The organism is Methylobacterium sp. BTF04 (assembly GCF_010692745.1).
Taxonomy (GTDB): Bacteria; Pseudomonadota; Alphaproteobacteria; order Rhizobiales; family Beijerinckiaceae; genus Methylobacterium.
In genome coordinates this window covers 84,248-103,303 of sequence record NZ_JAAHTB010000016.1, presented here as the reverse complement: position 1 = coordinate 103,303, position 19,056 = coordinate 84,248, and the positions used below count along the sequence as shown (strand labels likewise).

The window sequence follows — 19,056 nt, the reverse complement described above, 5'->3', positions numbered from 1 at the left end:
CATGGTCGGCGACGAACGATGAAGGGGCCCGATCGGGCCCCTTCATCGTTCAAGCAGCCGGCCGCCACTGGCCTGGTTTTACTCCGCCGCAGCGGCCTGAAATTGGTCCGCCCTTTACAGGCGCGGCGGTATTCGTCCAGTCTCAGGCGGCTGAGTGGGATGATGGGGTTATTGATCAGCCTCCAGGCCCGGTCCGAAAACCGTAGGAAGTTGAACGGTGTGATGTCCCTGTCGAAGTAGGCGTACTCGTCGGACAGGTCGACCCAATGGCTCACGACGCCCTTCGGCGAAAGGCTGTCGCAGCACTCGCGCAGGAGGCCGACGAGGGCGGGATAGGGCAGGTATTCGAGGACGGCGGTGCTGAATACCAAGTCGACACTTCCACGCGGAATCCGTTCGGGTCCGATCGGCGCGATGGCATAGTGGATCCCGAGTTCCGCAAGACCTTCCACGAGTTCGGACGGAATCCTGTTCTGCGCCATGCGCTTCAGCCGCGAGATGCGATCGCGGTCAAGGTCAGGCAATGCGCGGGCGAGCCGCCCGTTTTTCCATGCGATGATGAAGTGTTCGATCGTCTGGGAAAGGCGGGTGTCGGTGGCGTGACGGCTCAGGTCGTAGGTCTCGACAGTGCCGACACCGCAAAGCCAGAGGGCGATCGGGACGATCGGGAACCAGCCTGTGCCGATCTCGACAGCCCTAGAGGGCAGTCCGCCCTGATCTGGGCCGTCGCGAAAGTTGTTGAGATGCCTGCAGGCCTTATCGAGCCGGTCGAAGAAGAGGCCATCGCCGAGCCCGACCGAGTGCGCGACGCGCTTCTGCAAGATTCCATTCCAGAAGTGAGGAAACGGAAGAACGCCGATGGCTCGCTGAGCAACAGCTTTAAGCTTCCAAGATGGCATGGCCGCGCCCCTCGTCAAAACGGAATCGCTTATAATAACATTTTGGGCGGCAGCACGACGACGACATAGATTGTATTGTATCGCTTTTTACAGCCATTAAATTCGAGGCGGCCGAGTCAATATTCAAACTTACCGGTTCCATTGGAGATCTTCAGCAAAACAGCCATTGAACCCAGCGCGCAGCGAGCGACCACCTCGAAATACTCCTTCCGTACAGAGCCTCATCGTGATTCTTCGATGCCGTCGGCATTGGGCGAGGCTCGGATGGGTCAGCCACGGTTGTTCGATCTGGATGGGCGCTATCAGCGTAGGTCGGAGAACGGCGACTCTGACCCTGACCCTGCAAAACTGGTCCGCGCTGAACGCAAGTTTTTCGGGCATCCTGAACCTTGAAGGAGGGTGGATGTCATGCCTCTGGATCATGGATCGGAACCGAAGGACCGCGCCAGCGAGTTTGCCGGGCGGATGCTCGAACAGTGGGCCTACGTGAACGGGGCCGAGATCGATTTCTCCCGACCGGGCAATCCGACCGACACCGGCAACAATCGAGTCGTTCAACGGCCGCCTACGGGCGGAGTGCCTGAACGCCTCTCGGTTCCTGTCACTGGCCGATGCCCGAGAGCGCATCGAGGAATGGAGGTGCTACGACAACTGACCCGCCTCCTCAAAAGTGGTCCTCCCTCAAGTATGGCTTTCAGCCTCGTCGGGAATGTCGTCATGGGACGGAAGGATCATACGGCTGAAGAGATTGTCGCCAAGCTCCGCGAAGTAGACGTTCTGGTCCCTCAAAGAACCTCGTGCATAGCTTCGCGGCCCTGCGCACACTCGGACGCCTCGAGAAACCGCAACTTGAGGCGATTTGGCTCTGCAAGGTACGGGATATCGATCTCGTGCCCGCCACCAGGTGCGGGCGTCGATCTTGCGATTTCTTCACATCCGTTGCGCGACTGCTGTGTCGGACAAGCCAGAGTCTCTTAAACTATGGCCTGATCTCGAGTTTGCGAAACAGACGGCAATCCTCAGCGATCGTCGCTCCCCAGCCATCGGAGTCCCGACTGCGCGATATGCACATGCATCATCGCCTGCGCCAGTAACGGATCTCCCGCCTCGAGCGCCGACAGGATGGTCTCGTGTTCGGAGAGGGCGAGCTTCCATCCGGCCACCGTTTCGAACCGATGCCGGAATTTGGCGGAGAGGGGGCTGTGTCGCTCGTCGAAGAGGTCGCGCACCATACGGGACAGCACGCCGTTTCCGGCATGCTTCGCGATCGTCAAATGAAATCGCCGGTCGTCATCGAGGGGCTTGGTCCCCTCCGCAATCGAGATTCGCATGTCGTCGAGGGACTTTCGCAAGGATGCGAAGACTTCGGGGGTCATCCGGGGTGCCGCCATGAGAATGACGGCGCCCTCCACGACGGCGCGTGCCTGCATCAGTTCGACAGGACTTTCCCCGATCGAGCCGATGGGGAGCGAACGCTGTTCCGTGATCGACAGCACGTAGATGCCGGACCCCATGCGGACCTCGACCGCGCCTTCGATTTCGAGTGCGATCAGCGCCTCGCGCAGAGAGGGGCGCGAGACGCCGAGCTGCAGCGCGAGTTCCCGCTCCGACGGTAGACGATCGCCGATTCTGAAGTTTCCCTCTTGGATCAGGGCGCGTAGCCGATCGGCCACCAGTTGATAGAGCCTGCGTTCGGGCGGGCGGTCGGTATTCGCATCGGGTCTTATAATTGGCATGACCAATAAAACTCGCTTTCACACAAAATCTTGCGGTTCTTTGCCAGGAAGACCGGTTTTGCAGAGATTTTTTCTGAAAAGTGGGGTTTTTCCGATCGACCTTAGAAATTGGCTTGACCAATTTCTGAAGTCTGCTATCCATCGGATCATAATCAAAAGCCCATAGGGAGGGCCGCTGTCGTGTTCGAAGGCGGAGGAGGCGCGGTGCTGCGCCAAGGCCGAGACGGTGAAACGTCGGAAGGGTGCTGGCAAGCGCCAGCGCTTCGTGCCGACACCGTCTTGGCCCTCGAAAGTATCACGAAGGCGTTTCCCGGCGTCACCGCGCTCGCCGATGTGAGCTTCGATCTGCGGCCCGGCGAGGTACATGCGGTCTGCGGCGAGAACGGCGCGGGCAAGTCCACGCTGATGAAGATCATCAGCGGCGTGCACAAGCCGACATCCGGCAGGATCATCTACAAAGGCGTCGAGCGCCGCTTCTCATCGCCCCTGGAAGCCGAGGCGTCCGGCATCGCGATGATCCACCAGGAATTGAACCTGGTCCCTCACCTGTCGGTGGCGGAGAACATCTTCCTTGCTCGCGAGCCACGACGTGGACCGCTGATCGATCGGAGAAAGCTCAAGGCCGACGCGCAACGCCTGCTCGATCGCCTCGGCGTCACGATCGATCCCGGCTGCTCCGTCCGGACCCTGTCCGTCGCGCAGTGCCAGATGGTCGAGATCGCCAAGGCCCTGTCCCTGAATGCCGATGTGCTCATCATGGATGAGCCGACATCGTCCCTGACCGAGCAGGAAACGACGATCCTTTTTCGGGTCATCCGCGACCTGCAGGCCGCCGGCGTCGGGATCCTCTACATCTCCCACCGCCTGGACGAGTTGAAGGCGATCGTCGACCGCGTGACGGTGCTGCGCGATGGCCGCCACGTCTCGACCGAGGATTTCGCCGCCACCACCGTGGACGCGATCGTCTCGAAGATGGTCGGCCGTCCCCTCGACAAGAAGTTCCCCGAGCGGACTTCGACGCCGTCCGACGAGACGATCCTGTCGGTGACCGGGCTGACCCGGCGGGGCGCATTCTCGGATGTCAGCTTCGACCTGCGGCGCGGCGAGATCCTGGGCTTTGCCGGCCTGATGGGCGCGGGGCGCACGGAGGTGGCGCGGGCAATCTTCGGCGCAGATCCGTTCGATGCCGGCACGATCACCTTCGAGGGATGCGATCTGCGGATCCGGGATCCGCGCGACGCGATCGCGGCCGGAATCGCGTACCTGTCCGAAGACCGCAAGGCGCAGGGCCTCGCGGTCGGCATGCCGGTCGATGCGAACCTGACCCTCGCGGACGTGGCCGGCGTCGCCAACGGTGCCGGGATCATCGATCGGTCCAAGGAAGCCGACGTCGTCCGCCACTACATCGATTTGCTGGCGATCAAGACGCCCTCTCCGCGGCAGCCGGTTCGACTGCTCTCGGGTGGAAATCAGCAGAAGATCGTCATCGGAAAATGGCTTTTTCGACAATCGAAACTGATCTTCTTCGACGAGCCGACCCGCGGTATCGATGTCGGTGCGAAGTTCGCGATCTACAGGATCATGGATGAACTTGCGGCAAAGGGCGTCGGGGTCGTTCTGATCAGCTCCGAACTTCCCGAGATCCTCGGCATGACCGACCGCGTGGCGGTCTTCCACCAGGGTCGGATCACGAGGGTGCTGGAGACCGCCCGGATCGGCCAGGAAGACATCATGCACTACGCCTCGGGTTGCGGAGAGCGGGTCTGACATGCGCGCAACGCTCATTCCCTCCTTCGTCACGACGGGCCGCCGACTGAGCGACCGACAGAAGGACATCATCCAGAAATTCGCCGCGCTCGGCAGCCTCCTCGTCCTGATCGTCGTCTTCGCGTTGGCGAGCCCGGCCTTCTTCAGCGTCAACAACGGGATGACGATCGCCCTTCAGGTCACCTCGATCGGCCTCCTCGGCATCGGAGCCACCTACGTCATCATCACCGGCGGCATCGACCTCTCGGTCGGGTCCGTGCTGGCCCTGTCCGGGGTCGTGGCGGCCCTGTGCGTGAAGGAGCTGGGCTTTGCGGTGCCCCTCGGCATGGGCGTCGGCATCCTGACCGGGGCGCTCTGCGGCCTCGTCAACGGCATCCTCGTCACACGGATGCGCCTGCCGCCCTTCATCGCCACCCTCGGCACGATGCTGGTCGCCCGCGGGCTCGCCCTGCAGATCACCGGGGCCCGGGCGGTCTCGGGTCTGGGGGACGCGTTCGGAGAGCTCGGCAACGGCGCGCTCTTCCGCATGGTGACGATCGGGGATGACGGTTTTCCGACCGTGACCTTCCCGGGCATCCCCTATCCGGTCGTCCTCATGACGGTGATTGCCCTCGCCGCCGCCTTCGTTCTGACGCGCACCGTGTTCGGACGGCACGTCTACGCGGTCGGTTCCAACACGGAGGCGGCGCGTCTGTCCGGGGTCGACGTCTCCCGCATCGTGACCCTCACCTACGTGATCTCGGGGACGCTCGCGGGCCTGACGGGCTGTGTGTTGATGTCCCGCCTCGTCACCGCGCAGCCAAATGAAGGCGTGATGTACGAGCTCGACGCCATCGCGAGCGCTGTGATCGGCGGCACTTCGCTCGTCGGCGGCGTCGGGACGATCTCGGGCACGGCGATCGGGGCCTTCGTGATCGGCATCCTGCGCAACGGCCTCAACATGAATGGCGTCTCCGCCTTCACGCAGCAGATCATCATCGGCCTCGTCATCCTGCTGACCGTCTGGATCGACCAACTGCGCAACCGTCGCTGACACGCCCACGGCGGCACGCAAGCCGTCACCGCTGGGTGCCGATCATTTTCAAACCGGCGACCGGAACACCGGCGTCTCGTTCAGGGGGATAGTCACGTCATGAAAGAATTCGTTGTCGCACTGTTGGCATCCGCAGCAATGCTGACGATCGGTCCGGCCAAGGCCGGCGAGATCGCCATCATCGTCAAGACCGTCAATTCCACCTTCTGGCAGAACGTTCAGAAGGGTGCCGAAGCCGCCATGAAGACCGACGGCGGCGGCAACACCCTGACCTTCCAGGGCCCCGCTTCCGAATCGGCCGTCGCCGATCAGGTGAACATGGTCGAGAACGCCGTGAACCGCGGCGTCTCGGGGATCGTGCTGGCCCCCTGCGATCCGGATGCGCTGGTGCCGGCCGTCAAGAAAGCCTGGGAGGCGCGCATCCCGGTGGTGATCATCGACTCCGCGCTGACTCCGGGCGCGGAGCGCTATCAACTGTCATACCTCGCCACGGACAACCGGAAAGCCGGCGAGCTCGCGGCGAAGGCCCTGATCGCGAAGACAGGGACCGAAGGCAAGATCGCCGTGATGTCCTACGTCGCGGGCGCCGGATCGGAGATCGGCCGGGTCGGTGGATTCATCGACTACGTCAAGGCCAATTCGAAGCTGCGGATCGTCGGGCCGTTCTACTCGCAATCCCAGATGGCCACCGCTCTCAACCAGACCACCGACGTCCTGGCTTCGAACGCCGATCTGAAGGGCATCTTCGGCGCGAACGAGCCGACCGCCGTGGGCATGGGCCGCGCGCTCAAGCAATCCGGCAGGGCCGACAAGGTGGTCGCCGTCGGCTTCGACGGCAATCAGGACCTGCAGGAATTCGTCAAGGATTCCACCCTGGCGGGGATCGTGGTGCAGGGCTCGTTCCAGATGGGCGAGCAAGGCGTCGCGACAATCTCCAAGATCCTGAGGAAGCAACCGTTCGAGAAGACGATCGATACGGGGACGGTTCTGGTGACGAAGGACAATATCGCCCGTCCCGAGGCAAAGAACGTCCTCTACTGACCTTCGAATACTGACCTTTGAAGATCGCGGACGCGGCCGATGCCGCGCCTGCCCGCTCGCCGGAACATCCATCATGCAGGCCGCCACCCTCCGCACCCATGCCCGTAGCCAGGTCGCCGTCAGCGCGCTGGGACTCGGCTGTGCACAGATGGGGAACCTCTACCGGGTCACGACTTACGCGGAAGCGCTGGGCGCTTTCCAAGCCGCGCGGGATGCCGGGATCCGATACTTCGATACCGCCCCCTTCTACGGTTTCACCCGCTCGGAACGCCGTCTCGGCACCATGCTGACCGAATTGCCGCGCGATGAATACAGCGTCAGCACCAAGGTCGGCCGAGTCATGACGCCGGACCCGACCGTGGGCCCCGAAGAGGACGGTTACATCGCACCGCTGCCGTTCCGTCCCGTCTACGACTACACCTACGACGGCGTCATGCGCAGCTTCGAGGCGAGCCAGCAGCGCCTCGGCATCCTGCGTCCCGATCTTCTCTACGTGCACGATATCGGCCGCGTCACGCACGGCGACCGCCAAGCCCATTACTGGGATCAGCTCAATGCGGGCGGCGGCTTCGATGCCCTGGTCCGGTTGCGTACGGAAGGGGCGGTCAAGGCGATCGGCCTCGGCGTCAACGAGTGGGAGGTCGTCGCCGAGGCGCTCGACGTCGCCGATCTCGACATCTGCATGCTGGCGGGGCGCTACACCCTGCTCGAACAGGGCAGCCTCGGCCTCATGGATACGTGCGCCCGGCGCGGCGTCGGCATCGTGGTGGCCGGCGTCTTCAATTCCGGCATCCTCGCCGGCGGAAATCAGTTCAACTACGGCGACGCCTCCCCCGAGATCGTCGCCCGGGTCGATCGTCTGCGGGCTGTCTGCGCCGCCGAGAACGTGCCGCTGCAGGCGGCGGCGCTCCAGTTCCCGCTGGCGCATCCGGCCACGCTCGCGGTCGTCTCCGGGGCGCGCACCGCCGAGCAGGTCCGGGCCAACGTCGCTTGGTTCGAGGAACCGATCCCCTCCGGCTTCTGGAATCGGCTGAAGGCCTCCGGCCTGATCTCCGAAGACGCTCCGGTCCCGGCCTGAGGAGGGCGAACGATGCGTATCGACGCTCACCAGCACTTTTGGCGGATCGCGGATCGGTCCGGGTCATGGCCGCCGGCAGACCTTGCCGTGCTGCATCGGGACTTCGGTCCCGACGACCTCGCTCCCCTCCTGGCCGATGCCGGCATCGACGCCACCGTTCTGGTACAGAGCCTGGACCGCGAGGCGGACACCGCCTTCATGCTCGCGCTGGCGGCGCAGCACCCCTTCATCAAGGGCGTGGTCGGCTGGACCGACCTCAAGGCGCCCGAGGCGCCGACGGCGATCGCACGGTTGGCGCGCGATCCGAACCTCAAGGGCCTGCGGCCGATGCTGCAGGACATCGCGGACGTCGCCTGGGTCGACGATCGGGCCCTCGCGCCGGCCCTCGCGGCGATGATCGCGCACGATCTGACCTTCGATGCCCTCGTGCTCCCCCGGCATCTCCCGCATCTCCTCGCCGTCGCCGAGCGTCATCCGGACCTGCGCATCGTCATCGATCACGGTGCGAAGCCGGCGATCCGCGAGGAGCGCCGGTTCGATGACTGGCACCGGGCGATGGGCGATCTCGCGGCGCGGCCCAACGTCGCCTGCAAGCTCTCGGGCTTGCTCACCGAGGCCGACGGAAGCGGCGTGGCGGTGCGTCGCTACGCGGACGCGCTCGTCTCGCTGTTCGGCCCGGACCGGCTGATCTGGGGAAGCGACTGGCCGGTGCTGAACCTCGCCGGCACATATCCCGATTGGCTCGACCTGTGCCGGACGATCGTCCCGCCCGCGCACCACGATGCCGTCTTCGGCGAGAACGCCGCCGCCATTTACCGCCTGCCTGACCTGGGGGCGGACCGATGAGGGAGGGGCGCGATGCGACGGATGGCGATGATGATCGGGGTGAGCCCCGGTGCGGTGGAGACCTATCGGCAGCTTCATGCCGCCGTCTGGCCGGAAATCCTCGACCTGCTCGGGCGCTGCAACATCCGGAACTACACGATCTTCCTGAGAGAGCCGGAGAATCTGCTTTTCGGCACCTGGGAATACCACGGCACCGATTTCGAGGCCGACATGGCGCGGATCGCCACGGACGAGACCAATGCTGCCTGGTGGAGGCTGACCGGTCCGTGCCAGCGCCCGATGGACAGCCGCGTGGACGGCGAATGGTGGGTTCCGCTGGAAGAAGTCTTCCACCTCGATTGAGACGTCCTCCCATCGACGAAACCAGCAACGATCAGGTTTAGAGATGACACACCTTGCAGGAAAGACGGTTCTGATCACGGCGGCGGCCCAGGGCATCGGCCGAGCAAGCGTCCTGGCCTTCGCCCGAGCCGGGGCACAGGTCTACGCCACCGACATCAACGCGGCCGCGCTTGCCGAACTGTCCGAGACGGCCGGGGTCACTACGGCGACCCTCGACGTTCGGAGCGATGCCGGCGTGACCGCGCTGGTCGATCGGATCGGCGCCGTCGACGTTCTGTTCAACTGCGCCGGCGTGGTTCACGCCGGCAGCATCCTGGAGATGCGCGAGGCCGATCTCGACCTCGCCCTCGATCTCAACGTCAGGGCGATGGTCCGCACGATCCGGGCGGTCCTACCCGGTATGCTGGAGCGCCGCGACGGCGCCATCGTCAACATGGCCTCGGTCGCCTCCTCGATGAAGGGTGTTCCGAACCGTTTCGCCTACGGGCTGACCAAGGCGGCGGTGATCGGCCTGACCAAAGCGGTCGCGGCCGACTACGTCGCCCAGAACATCCGCTGCAACGCGATCTGCCCCGGCACGGTGGAGAGCCCCTCGCTGCAAGAACGGATGCGCGCGCAGGGCGACTACGCCCAGGCCCGCACGGCCTTCATCGCCCGCCAGCCAATCGGCCGCCTCGGGACTCCGGAGGAGATCGCCGATCTCGTCGTCTACCTCGCCGGTGCGACCTACACCACGGGCCAAGCCGTCGCCATCGACGGCGGCTGGACGATCTGACCCGCACTCCTACGGAAAGCCGCCACGATGAAACTCCTTCGCTACGGTGAGCACGGACACGAGAGGCCCGGCCTCCTCGACGACGCCGGCCAGCTCCGCGACCTGTCCGGCCATGTCGCCGACCTCGCCGGGGACGCCCTCGATCCCGCAGCGCTCGCCAAACTCGCGGCCCTCGACGTCGCCACGCTTGCCCGCGTTCCCGGGACGCCGCGCCTCGGCCCCTGCGTCGCCGGCACCGGCAAGTTCATCTGCATCGGCCTCAACTTCTCGGATCACGCCGCTGAATCCGGCCTACCCGTGCCGCCCGAGCCGGTCATCTTCATGAAGGCGACCTCCGCCATCGTCGGTCCGAACGACACGGTCCTCATACCGCGAGGGTCCGAGAAGACCGATTGGGAGGTGGAACTCGGCGTCGTCATCGGGCGTCGCGCCAAGTACGTGTCGGAAGCCGAAGCGCTCGATTACGTGGCCGGTTACTGCGTGATCCACGACGTCTCCGAGCGTGCGTTCCAGATCGAGCGCTCAGGTCAGTGGACCAAGGGCAAGTCCTGCGACACCTTCGGACCGATCGGCCCCTGGCTCGTCACCACGGACGAGGTCGGTGATCCCCAGACGCTCGCGATGTGGCTGAGCGTCAACGGCGAGACCATGCAGCGCGGCTCGACCGACACCATGGTCTTCGGCGTCGCCGCCCTGATCTCCCACCTGAGCCAGTTCATGTCGCTGCACCCTGGCGACATCATCTCCACCGGCACACCGCCCGGTGTCGGCCTCGGCATGCGGCCGCCCCGCTACCTCAAGCCCGGCGACGTGGTCGAGCTCGGTATCGAAGGTCTCGGCTCGCAAAAGCAGCTTTTCGCCGCGGAGGCCTGAGCGGTTCCGCGTTCGGCTGCCCGCGCGGCCTGCGAGCCGCCACCCGCGCGGATCGCCTCGACCATCGTTGTTTCCCGTCCGGGCCGGAGCATTCCGGTCGAAGACGCCCTTACCGAGAGACGAGAATGACTAAAATCACCGATATGCGCGTCATCGATCTGCGCTTCCCGACCTCGGAATCGCTCGACGGGTCGGATGCGATGAATCTCGACCCGGATTACTCCGCCGCCTACGTGATCCTGGAGACCGATGAGCCCGGTCTCGAGGGGCACGGGCTCACCTTCACCAACGGGCGCGGCAACGACATCTGCTGCCTCGCGATCAGCGCCATGCGACACCTCGTTGTCGGCACGGATCTCGATGCCGTTCTCGCCGCGCCCGGGCGCTACTGGCGGCACCTCACCGGCGACAGCCAGCTGCGCTGGATCGGCCCCGACAAGGGCGCCATGCACTTGGCGACGGGGGCCGTCGTCAACGCCGTGTGGGACCTGCTCGCAAAGCAGGCCGGCAAGCCGGTCTGGCGCCTCGTCGCGGACATGGCTCCGGAGGAGATCGCCGACATCGTCGATTATCGCTACCTGACCGACGTGCTGACCCGCGACGAGGCGATCGCGATTCTGCGCAAGGCGGAGCCGGGCAAGGCGGAGCGCATCGCCGTCCTCGAGACGGAAGGCTACCCCTGCTACACGACCTCCGCAGGATGGCTCGGCTACGATGACGCCAAGTTGCGTCGCCTGTGTGAGGAGGCCATCGCAGAGGGCTTCAACCACATCAAGATGAAGGTCGGCCGCAACCTGGAGGACGATATTCGCCGGTTGACCATCGCCCGCGAAGTAATGGGCCCCGACCGCTATCTGATGATCGACGCCAACCAGGTCTGGGACGTCGATCAGGCGATCGATTGGGTGAAGCAGCTCGCCTTCGCCAAGCCCTTCTTCATCGAGGAGCCGACCAGCCCCGACGATATCGCGGGGCACCGCAAGATCCGCTCCGCCATTGCCCCGGTGAAGGTCGCCACCGGCGAGATGTGCCAGAACCGGATCATGTTCAAGCAGTTCATCGCCGGGGAGGCGATCGATATCGTGCAGGTGGATTCCTGCCGCATGGGTGGCCTGAACGAGGTCCTGTCGGTGCTGCTGATCGCGGCCAAGTTCGATCTGCCGGTCTGGCCACATGCCGGCGGTGTCGGCCTATGCGAATACGTGCAGCATCTCTCGATGATCGATTACGTGGCGGTTTCCGGCACTCGGGACGGCAGAGTGATCGAATACATCGACCACCTGCATGAGCATTTCCTCGATCCCTGCCTGATCGTGAACGCAGCCTACATGCCACCCGTGCTGCCGGGCTTCTCGATCGCGATGAAGCCCGAAACGCTCGAGGCCTTCCGCTTCAAAGCCTGACCGCCGCCTCTCGCCGCCTGCGATCGGATCGGCTGAGGCGGTGAGAGCGACTCAGGACCTTCCCACGGCGTCGTCCGACGCGATGGGAAGGTCCTCAGAACCGAGCACTTCGCGAAGTGCCCCAAAGCTCCTTTGAAACGGTGCGTGTCCTGCCGTGAAGACGGTCGGCCGCCGCCGGATCGGCATTCGGCAGTGCCGATACTAGGATTTTAAGCATAAACAAACCAAAAATAAGAAAAGTTTCCAGTCTAGGAAGTTCGGCCGAGTGATGGCCGGGCACGGGAACTCAGGGGGGTCAGTCATGAGAACCAGCACCAACGTCACGAAAATCGCGCTTTTCGTTATTCCGATGGCACTCGTCAGCGGTGGCGGCGTCGCCCAGACGGCCCCTCCGCCCGGCACGGCGACGCTGGAAAGCGTGGCGGCCGACCCGGTCGTCCGCCCGCTGCGTCGGACGGTCCAGCCACGAAGCGCCCGTGCCTCGGCGATGCCGGCGGCCGGAGGTGAAAGCGCAGCGGAGGCGGCCGAGGTGCTCGGCGCGGCCGGAAGCCCCCCGTCGATTCCTGCCGGCGTCCTCGACCTCGGCAACGGACTGAGCTTCGTCGCGAACTACACCGGGCAGAGCGCGTTCAACCCGGTCGGCGGCATGAGACAAGGATCGGCCTATGCCAGCCAAGCGTATCTCGGCATCGACGGCGATATGCAGAGGCTGGCCGGTGTCGATGGGGGCTCATTCCACGTGGTGGTGTCGCAGCGTCACGGGCGCAGCCTCTCGAACGACTTCATCGGCAACAATACCAGCGTGCAGGAAATCTTCGGCGGCGGTCAGACCGCACGACTGACCCTGCTCAGCTATCAACAGAAGCTGTTCGACAACAAGCTCGATATCGAGTTCGGACGGCTCTCGACCAACCCGAACTTCTTGAGCTCGTCGCTCTACTGCAACTTCCAGACCAACGCGACCTGCGGTGGTCCGACGTCCGCGTTCAAGATCACCAATCTCGGATTCTGGCCAATCTCGACCTGGGGCGCGCATGCCAAGGTGTGGCTCACGGACAAGATCTTCGTTCACGGCGGCGTCTACGAGGTGAACCCGTACACCCAGCGCCCGACCGACAATGGCGTCGACTGGTCGACCCGGGGCGCCACCGGTGTCACGCTTCCCTACGAGATCGGCTACTCAACGACTTTCGCCAACGACGTCCTGCCGCGCAACTACAATATCGGTGGCGTCGTCGATCGGTCGGATTACGCCGACCCCGTCCTCGATACCCGGAGGGGGGCCGCCCTGTTCAGTGGCCTCGATCGCCTCACGCAATTCGGCCGTTCGCTCGTCTACGCACGCTTCGACCAGATGGTCTGGCGTCCGGACCCGACGGCACAGCAAGGGCTCACGCTTTTCGGCGTCGCCATCAAGGGCACAGACGGGCGGCAGATCAACGACTACTACCTGGCGGGCGGCGCGGCACTGCTCGGAACCTTCCCGAGCCGGCCCTATGACACTCTGGGCTTCGTGGTCTCGACCCAGAAGTTCTCGTCGGTCGGACTCGCCAACGTACGGGCGGCCCGTGCCTCGCTCGGCTTGGATTCCCGCGACATAGCCACCCAACAGGTCATGCTGGAGGTGAACTACGGCATTCAGGTCACGCCGGCGATCCGGCTGATGCCCAACCTGCAATACATCGTCAACCCGGACAATACGCGGTTCCCGTTCCGGCCCAAGCCGACGCCGAATGCCTTCGTGGTCGGTACGAAGCTCTCCATCGATCTCTTTACCCTGGGCGGATTCGCGAAGGGACCAGGATCCTTGTGAGCCGCCTTGCGCGGTTTGGCACCTCAAACCGCGGCGGCCGGCGAGACCAACGATCGGACCGCGCCCGTGCGGTCCGATCGCGGCAGCTTGTAGCGATCGGCGTCGATCATGACCGATAGGTGCATCCGCGCAGCCCGACGGACATGATCCGCCAGACATTCTCCACCGGGTGGTGGTTGGGGCGCAGGGACGGCAGCGTCAACCGGGAATTGACCGGGCAGCCGGGCTTTCGAAGGACGAAAGCCCATGACACAGCATCGAAGCCACAGCGTGGCCTACACTCCGCCAGTTGGCTTGAGCCAAGCGGCCCAGGTCTACACCCCAGCTTGTATACAGGAGCGCGCTTCGGCCTTGGTCTAGTCCCAGGCAGTCTGGCTGATGCAGCGCTTCAGCACATGCAAGAATCGGGCTCATACCGGCCTTGAGCCGATGACAATCCGTCGATGGGCTGTCGCGTTATTCGATCGCCGGGGGGAATTGGGGTGCCGTAGGGCGGGGCGAATCGCGTAGGACAGGCCGTCCTGCGTCGCCAGCGGGACCTCGATGCCGCCTCCGATGGGGATTCGCATGGTATTGGACGCAACGACGGCCCTGACCTCCCAGGCGGAGAAGGCGTCGCGGACAGGCCTGATCGACGCCGCCGCCGCCCTGGTCGAGGGACGCGGCGAGCCGAGCGGCTTCGTCCGCGACCTGTTCGGCCGGGTGCCCCCGGAAGACCTCGTCGCCTACGCCCCCGACGCGCTGGCCGCCCTCGCCATCGCGGCGCGGGCCACTCTCGCGGTACCCCGCGGCAGCGAAGGATCCGCATCCGTGCGGCTCTCCGACGTCACCGCGACACGCGACGGTCGCAACCGGGATCTGACGATCCTCGAGGTCGTCAACGACAACCGCCCGTTCCTGCTCTCGTCCACCCTGGCGGAACTGACGCTCCAGGGCCTGACGCCGATCCTCGTCGCCCATCCGATCCTGGGGGTGGAGCGCGACGGCCACGGCCACCTGACCCGCGTGGTCGGTGAGACCACGGCGGACGCGCATGGCGACCTGCGCCGCGAGAGCTTCATCCATATCCAGCTCGATCGCCTCGACGACGACGCGGCGCGGGCCCGGCTCCGTGACGGCCTCGCCCGCGTCTACGCCGACGTGGTGGCGGCCACCGACGACCAGGCCGCCATGTTCGGGGTGATCGACCGGCTGATCGCGCTCTATGCCGGCACCAACCTGACCCTGCCGGCCGCCGAGGTCGAGGAGGCGCATGCTTTGCTCGCCTGGCTGCGCGACGGCCATTTCACCCCGCTCGGAATCGCGGCACGCCTCATCGACGGGCAGGGGACGGATTTCGCCGGCACCGCTCTCGGGCTGCTGCGGCCGGCCGAGGCCGCCGATTCCCGCCTCGGCCAGAGCTTTTCCGAGATGGCGCCCGAGATCGCCGCTTTCCTCGACACGCCGCAGGCGCTGATCGTCACCAAGGCGAGCCAGCGCTCGCGGGTGCACCGCCCGGTGCATCTCGATTACATCGCCGTGAAGCTCTTCTCGGAGTCGGGAACGCTGGCGGGCGAGATGCGGATCGTCGGCCTGTTCGCCGCCACCGCCTATAGCAGCCCGGCCCGCGAGGTGCCGTATCTCCGCCGCAAGGTGGCCGAGGTCGCCGCCCGCGCCGGACTCGACCCCACGAGCCATGCCGGCCGCACCCTGATCGACGTGCTGGAGACCTATCCGCGCGACGACCTGTTCCAGATCGACATCGACCGGCTGCACCGGTTCGCCCTCGCCATCATCAACCTCGCCGACCGGCCGCGCGTCCGGGTGCTGTCGCGGCCCGACCGTTTCGGCCGCTTCGTCTCGCTCCTCGTCTACGTGCCCAAGGACCGCTACGATTCTACCGTGCGGGCCCGCATCGGCGCCTATCTGGCCGAGGCCTACGAGGGCCGCTTCTCCGCCGCCTATCCGGACTTCCCGGAAGGTCCGTTGGCGCGGACGCATTACATCATCGGATTCTCCGGCAAGCACACGCCCGAGCGCGATCCGGTGGCCTTGGAGGCGGGCGTCACCGGCATCGTGCGCACCTGGGGCGACGACTTGCGCGAGGCCATCTCCGAGGCGATGCCCGGCCCCGATGCCGGCGCCCTCGCCACCCGCTACGCCGAGGCCTTCTCGGTGAGCTACCGCGAGAACTTCACGCCGCAGGTCGCCGTCGCCGACGTGGCGATCCTCGAGCGCCTGAGCGAGGCCGATCCGCGCGCCGCCAGCTTCGGCCGCCGCGACGCCGATCCGGCCTCGCAGACGCGCCTCAAGGTGTTTTCGCGGGGCGCCGCGCTGCCCCTCTCCGACCGGGTGCCGGCTCTGGAGAATCTCGGCTTTCGCGTCATCAACGAGCGCACCTACCGGGTCCTGCCGCCAGGCACACCGGCGCAGGTCTGGCTCCACGACATGCTGCTGGAGCGTGCCGGCGGCGAGCCCATCGATCTCGCCACGGTGGAAGCGCCGCTGGAAGGCGCGCTCCTCGCCCTCTCGGAGGGCCGGGGCGAATCCGACGGGTATAACCGCCTCGTCCTCGAAGTGGCGCTGCCCTGGCGCGACGCGGCCCTGATGCGCGCCCTCGGACGCTACCTGCGCCAGCTGCGCATCCGCTACGGCCAGGACTACCTCGCCGCGACGCTCAGCCGGCACGCGGCGCTCACCGCCCGCATCGTCGCCCTGTTCCATGCCCGGTTCGACCCGGCCGCGAGCGGTGACCGGGACGCGGCGCAGGCGGAGATCCGCGCCGAGATCGAGACGGCGCTCTCCGGCGTCACCAGCCTCGACGACGACCGCATCCTGCGGCGCTTCGTCAATCTCGTGGAAGCGGCGATCCGGACCAACTTCTACCAGACCGGCGCGGACGGGCTCGCCCGCGAGACGATCTCGTTCAAATTCGCCTGCGCCAGGGTTTCGGGCATGCCGCTGCCGCGGCCGTTCTTCGAGATCTTCGTCTATTCGCCCCGCGTCGAGGGCCTCCACCTCCGCTACGGCTACGTCGCCCGCGGGGGATTGCGCTGGTCGGACCGGCCGGAGGATTTCCGCACCGAGATCCTCGGGCTGGTCAAAGCGCAGCAGGTCAAGAACGCCGTCATCGTACCGGTGGGCGCCAAGGGCGGGTTCTTCCCCAAGCGCCTGCCGCCGGCCTCCGACCGGCAGGCCTGGCTCACCGAGGGCACCGAAAGCTACCGGCTCTTCATCCGCACCCTTCTCGAACTCACCGACAACATCGTCGGCGACGGCATCGTGCCGCCGGCCGATACCGTGCGGCACGATCCCGACGACGCCTATCTGGTGGTGGCCGCCGACAAGGGCACCGCGACCTTCTCCGACATCGCCAACGCGCTGTCGATCGAGCGCGGCCACTGGCTCGGCGACGCCTTCGCCTCCGGCGGCAGCCAGGGCTACGACCACAAGGCCATGGGCATCACCGCACGCGGCGCCTGGGAAGCGGTCAAGCGCCACTTTCGCGAGATCGACGTCGACACACAGACCGACCCTGTCACCGTGGTGGGCGTCGGCGACATGTCGGGCGACGTCTTCGGCAACGGGATGCTGCTGTCGCAGAGCCTGAAGCTGGTCGCCGCCTTCGACCACCGCGACATCTTCCTCGATCCCGATCCCGACGCCGCGTCGAGCTTTGCCGAGCGCAAGCGCCTGTTCGCCCTCGCCCGCTCCTCCTGGGGCGATTACGATACGAGCCTGATCTCGCCCGGCGGCGGGGTGTTTTCGCGCTCCCTCAAGACCATCCCGCTCTCGCCCCAGATCCGGGCGGCCCTCGGCTTCGATCAGGCCGAGGCCACGCCCGCAGACCTGATGCAGGCGATCCTGAAGGCACCCGTGGACCTGCTGTGGTTCGGCGGCATCGGCACCTATGTGCGCGCCACCACGGAGACCGACGAGGAGGCCGGCGACCGCGCCAACGATGCGGTGCGCATCACCGGAACGATGCTGCGCGCCAAGGCGGTGGGAGAGGGTGCCAATCTCGGCCTGACCCAGCGCGGGCGCATCGAGGCGGCGCGGGCCGGCATCCGGCTCAACACCGACGCCATCGACAACTCGGCCGGCGTGAACACCTCCGACGTCGAAGTGAACATCAAGATCGCCCTGATGGTGCCCGAACGCGACGGCCGCCTCGACGGGCCGGCCCGCAACGCACTGCTCGTGGCGATGACCGACGAGGTCGCGGCTCTGGTGCTGCGCAACAACCAGCTCCAGACGCTGGCCCTGTCGCTGGCCCTGCGGCGCGGTGCCGGCGAGACCGGGTTCGCCATGCGGGTGATGCAGTCGCTCGAAGCCGAAGGCCGCCTCGACCGCAGCGTGGAATACCTGCCCGACGACGCCACCCTCACCGAGCGCCTGCGCAAGGGCGAGGGCCTGACGCGGCCGGAATACGCGGTGCTGCTCGCCTATGCCAAGATCTCGCTCTACGACGCGCTGCTCGCCGGGACGGTGCCCGACGACCCGTATTTCGACCGCGAGTTGCAGCGCTACTTCCCGGCGGCCCTCAAGCGCCGCTTCCCCGACACGGTGAAGGGCCACCGCCTGCGCCGCGAGATCATCGCCACGGCGCTCTCCAACATCATCGTCAATCGCGGCGGCCCGGCGCTGGTGACCCGTCTCGTCGACGAGACCGGCGCGGATGCGGCCACCATCGCCAAGGCCTACGCCATCACCCGCGATGCGTTCGGCCTGATGGAGCTGAATCTCGCCATCGACGGCCTCGACGCGCGAGTGCCCGGCCAGGAGAGAATTTCCGGTCAGGACCAGCTCGGCCTCTACGCCGAGGTGCAGGACCTGCTCTCCAACCGCATCGTCTGGTTCATCCGCAACCTCGACCTGACCGGCGGCATCTCACCCATCGTCGCGCGCTACCGCGAGGGCGTCACCGCGGTGCTGGAAGCGCTGCCGCGCGTCCTCGACCCTGGTCTCGTCGCCGAGATCGAGGCCCGCCGCCTCGACCTCACCGGACGCGGGATGGCCGACGAGGCGGCCCGGCGCCTCGCCTCGCTCAAGGCCCTGGTCTCGGCCCCCGACATCGTGCGCATCGCCGAAACAGACGGCCATTCGGTGCCGGAAATCGCGGCGACGCATTTCGCCATCGAGCATGCCTTCGGCCTCGACGACTTCGTGGCGTCCGTGCGCCAGGTTCCGGTGGCGGACACCTTCGACCGCGTGGCCCTGGAGCGGGCGCTGGCCGGCATCTCCACCGCCCATCGCGGATTGACCGCGGAGGTGGTGGGCGATGTCGGCGCCGGCCCCGACGCGGTGGCCGTCTGGAGCGAGGCCCGCGGACCGACGCTCACGCGCATCCGCGCCGCGGTGGAGGCCATCGCCTCTTCGGGCTTGACGGTGTCGAAGGTGGTGGTGGCATCGAGCCTGCTCGCGGATCTGGCGCGCCGTCCGTAGGGGCCCGAGCGCGCCTCGGTTCACCG

Annotated in this window: 13 protein-coding genes and 1 pseudogene; 12 read left to right on the top strand and 2 right to left on the bottom strand. The window is 66.1% G+C overall.

Features of this window, described 5'->3' with window-relative positions; all coding sequences use genetic code 11:
* On the bottom strand, positions 1–821 hold an 821-nt coding region (locus G3T14_RS12145; RefSeq protein WP_163642808.1), incomplete at its 3' end, for a class I SAM-dependent methyltransferase.
* A 525-nt stretch (positions 822–1,346) separates the two neighbouring features.
* On the opposite strand from G3T14_RS12145, the pseudogene G3T14_RS12140 reads away from it, so the two are divergent.
* Positions 1,347–1,545 (top strand): annotated as a pseudogene (locus tag G3T14_RS12140) (transposase); the annotation flags it as partial.
* A gap of 373 nt (positions 1,546–1,918) precedes the next feature.
* On the opposite strand, the gene G3T14_RS12135 reads toward G3T14_RS12140, so the two are convergent.
* Positions 1,919–2,635 carry a FadR/GntR family transcriptional regulator gene (locus G3T14_RS12135; protein ID WP_163642807.1) on the bottom strand — a complete coding sequence of 239 codons (717 nt, stop codon included), beginning with the start codon at positions 2,633–2,635 and terminating at the stop codon, positions 1,919–1,921.
* A gap of 279 nt (positions 2,636–2,914) precedes the next feature.
* On the opposite strand from G3T14_RS12135, the gene G3T14_RS12130 reads away from it, so the two are divergent.
* The 11 genes from G3T14_RS12130 to G3T14_RS12080 all read left to right on the top strand — a co-directional run bounded on the left by G3T14_RS12130 (position 2,915) and on the right by G3T14_RS12080 (position 19,030).
* A complete protein-coding gene (locus G3T14_RS12130; RefSeq protein ID WP_246733265.1) occupies positions 2,915–4,402 on the top strand; it encodes a sugar ABC transporter ATP-binding protein in 1,488 nt (495 codons plus the stop codon).
* Between the two features lies 1 nt (position 4,403).
* Entirely contained in the window at positions 4,404–5,435 is a 1,032-nt protein-coding gene (locus G3T14_RS12125) for an ABC transporter permease (RefSeq protein ID WP_163642806.1), read from the top strand.
* 99 nt (positions 5,436–5,534) lie between these two features.
* The gene (locus tag G3T14_RS12120; protein WP_163642805.1) at positions 5,535–6,476 is read left to right on the top strand and encodes an ABC transporter substrate-binding protein; all 942 of its coding nucleotides are present in this window, start codon (positions 5,535–5,537) and stop codon (positions 6,474–6,476) included.
* 73 nt (positions 6,477–6,549) lie between these two features.
* Entirely contained in the window at positions 6,550–7,554 is a 1,005-nt protein-coding gene (locus tag G3T14_RS12115; protein ID WP_163642804.1) for an aldo/keto reductase, read from the top strand.
* Between the two features lie 12 nt (positions 7,555–7,566).
* Entirely contained in the window at positions 7,567–8,400 is an 834-nt protein-coding gene (locus G3T14_RS12110) for an amidohydrolase family protein (protein ID WP_163642803.1), read from the top strand.
* Between the two features lie 12 nt (positions 8,401–8,412).
* Positions 8,413–8,742, top strand: a complete 330-nt coding sequence (locus G3T14_RS12105; protein WP_163642802.1) for an L-rhamnose mutarotase — start codon at positions 8,413–8,415, stop codon at positions 8,740–8,742.
* 43 nt (positions 8,743–8,785) lie between these two features.
* Positions 8,786–9,517 (top strand): SDR family oxidoreductase, encoded by a 732-nt coding sequence (locus tag G3T14_RS12100; protein ID WP_163642801.1) that lies wholly within the window; start codon positions 8,786–8,788, stop codon positions 9,515–9,517.
* Between the two features lie 27 nt (positions 9,518–9,544).
* The gene (locus tag G3T14_RS12095) at positions 9,545–10,390 is read left to right on the top strand and encodes a fumarylacetoacetate hydrolase family protein (RefSeq protein ID WP_163642800.1); all 846 of its coding nucleotides are present in this window, start codon (positions 9,545–9,547) and stop codon (positions 10,388–10,390) included.
* A 125-nt stretch (positions 10,391–10,515) separates the two neighbouring features.
* Positions 10,516–11,793 (top strand): L-fuconate dehydratase, encoded by a 1,278-nt coding sequence (locus tag G3T14_RS12090; protein WP_163642799.1) that lies wholly within the window; start codon positions 10,516–10,518, stop codon positions 11,791–11,793.
* A 349-nt stretch (positions 11,794–12,142) separates the two neighbouring features.
* Positions 12,143–13,606: a carbohydrate porin gene (locus G3T14_RS12085; RefSeq protein ID WP_163642798.1), complete on the top strand. Its 1,464-nt coding sequence runs from the start codon at positions 12,143–12,145 to the stop codon at positions 13,604–13,606.
* Between the two features lie 567 nt (positions 13,607–14,173).
* Entirely contained in the window at positions 14,174–19,030 is a 4,857-nt protein-coding gene (locus G3T14_RS12080; RefSeq protein WP_163642797.1) for an NAD-glutamate dehydrogenase, read from the top strand.
* Positions 19,031–19,056: the final 26 nt, after the last annotated feature.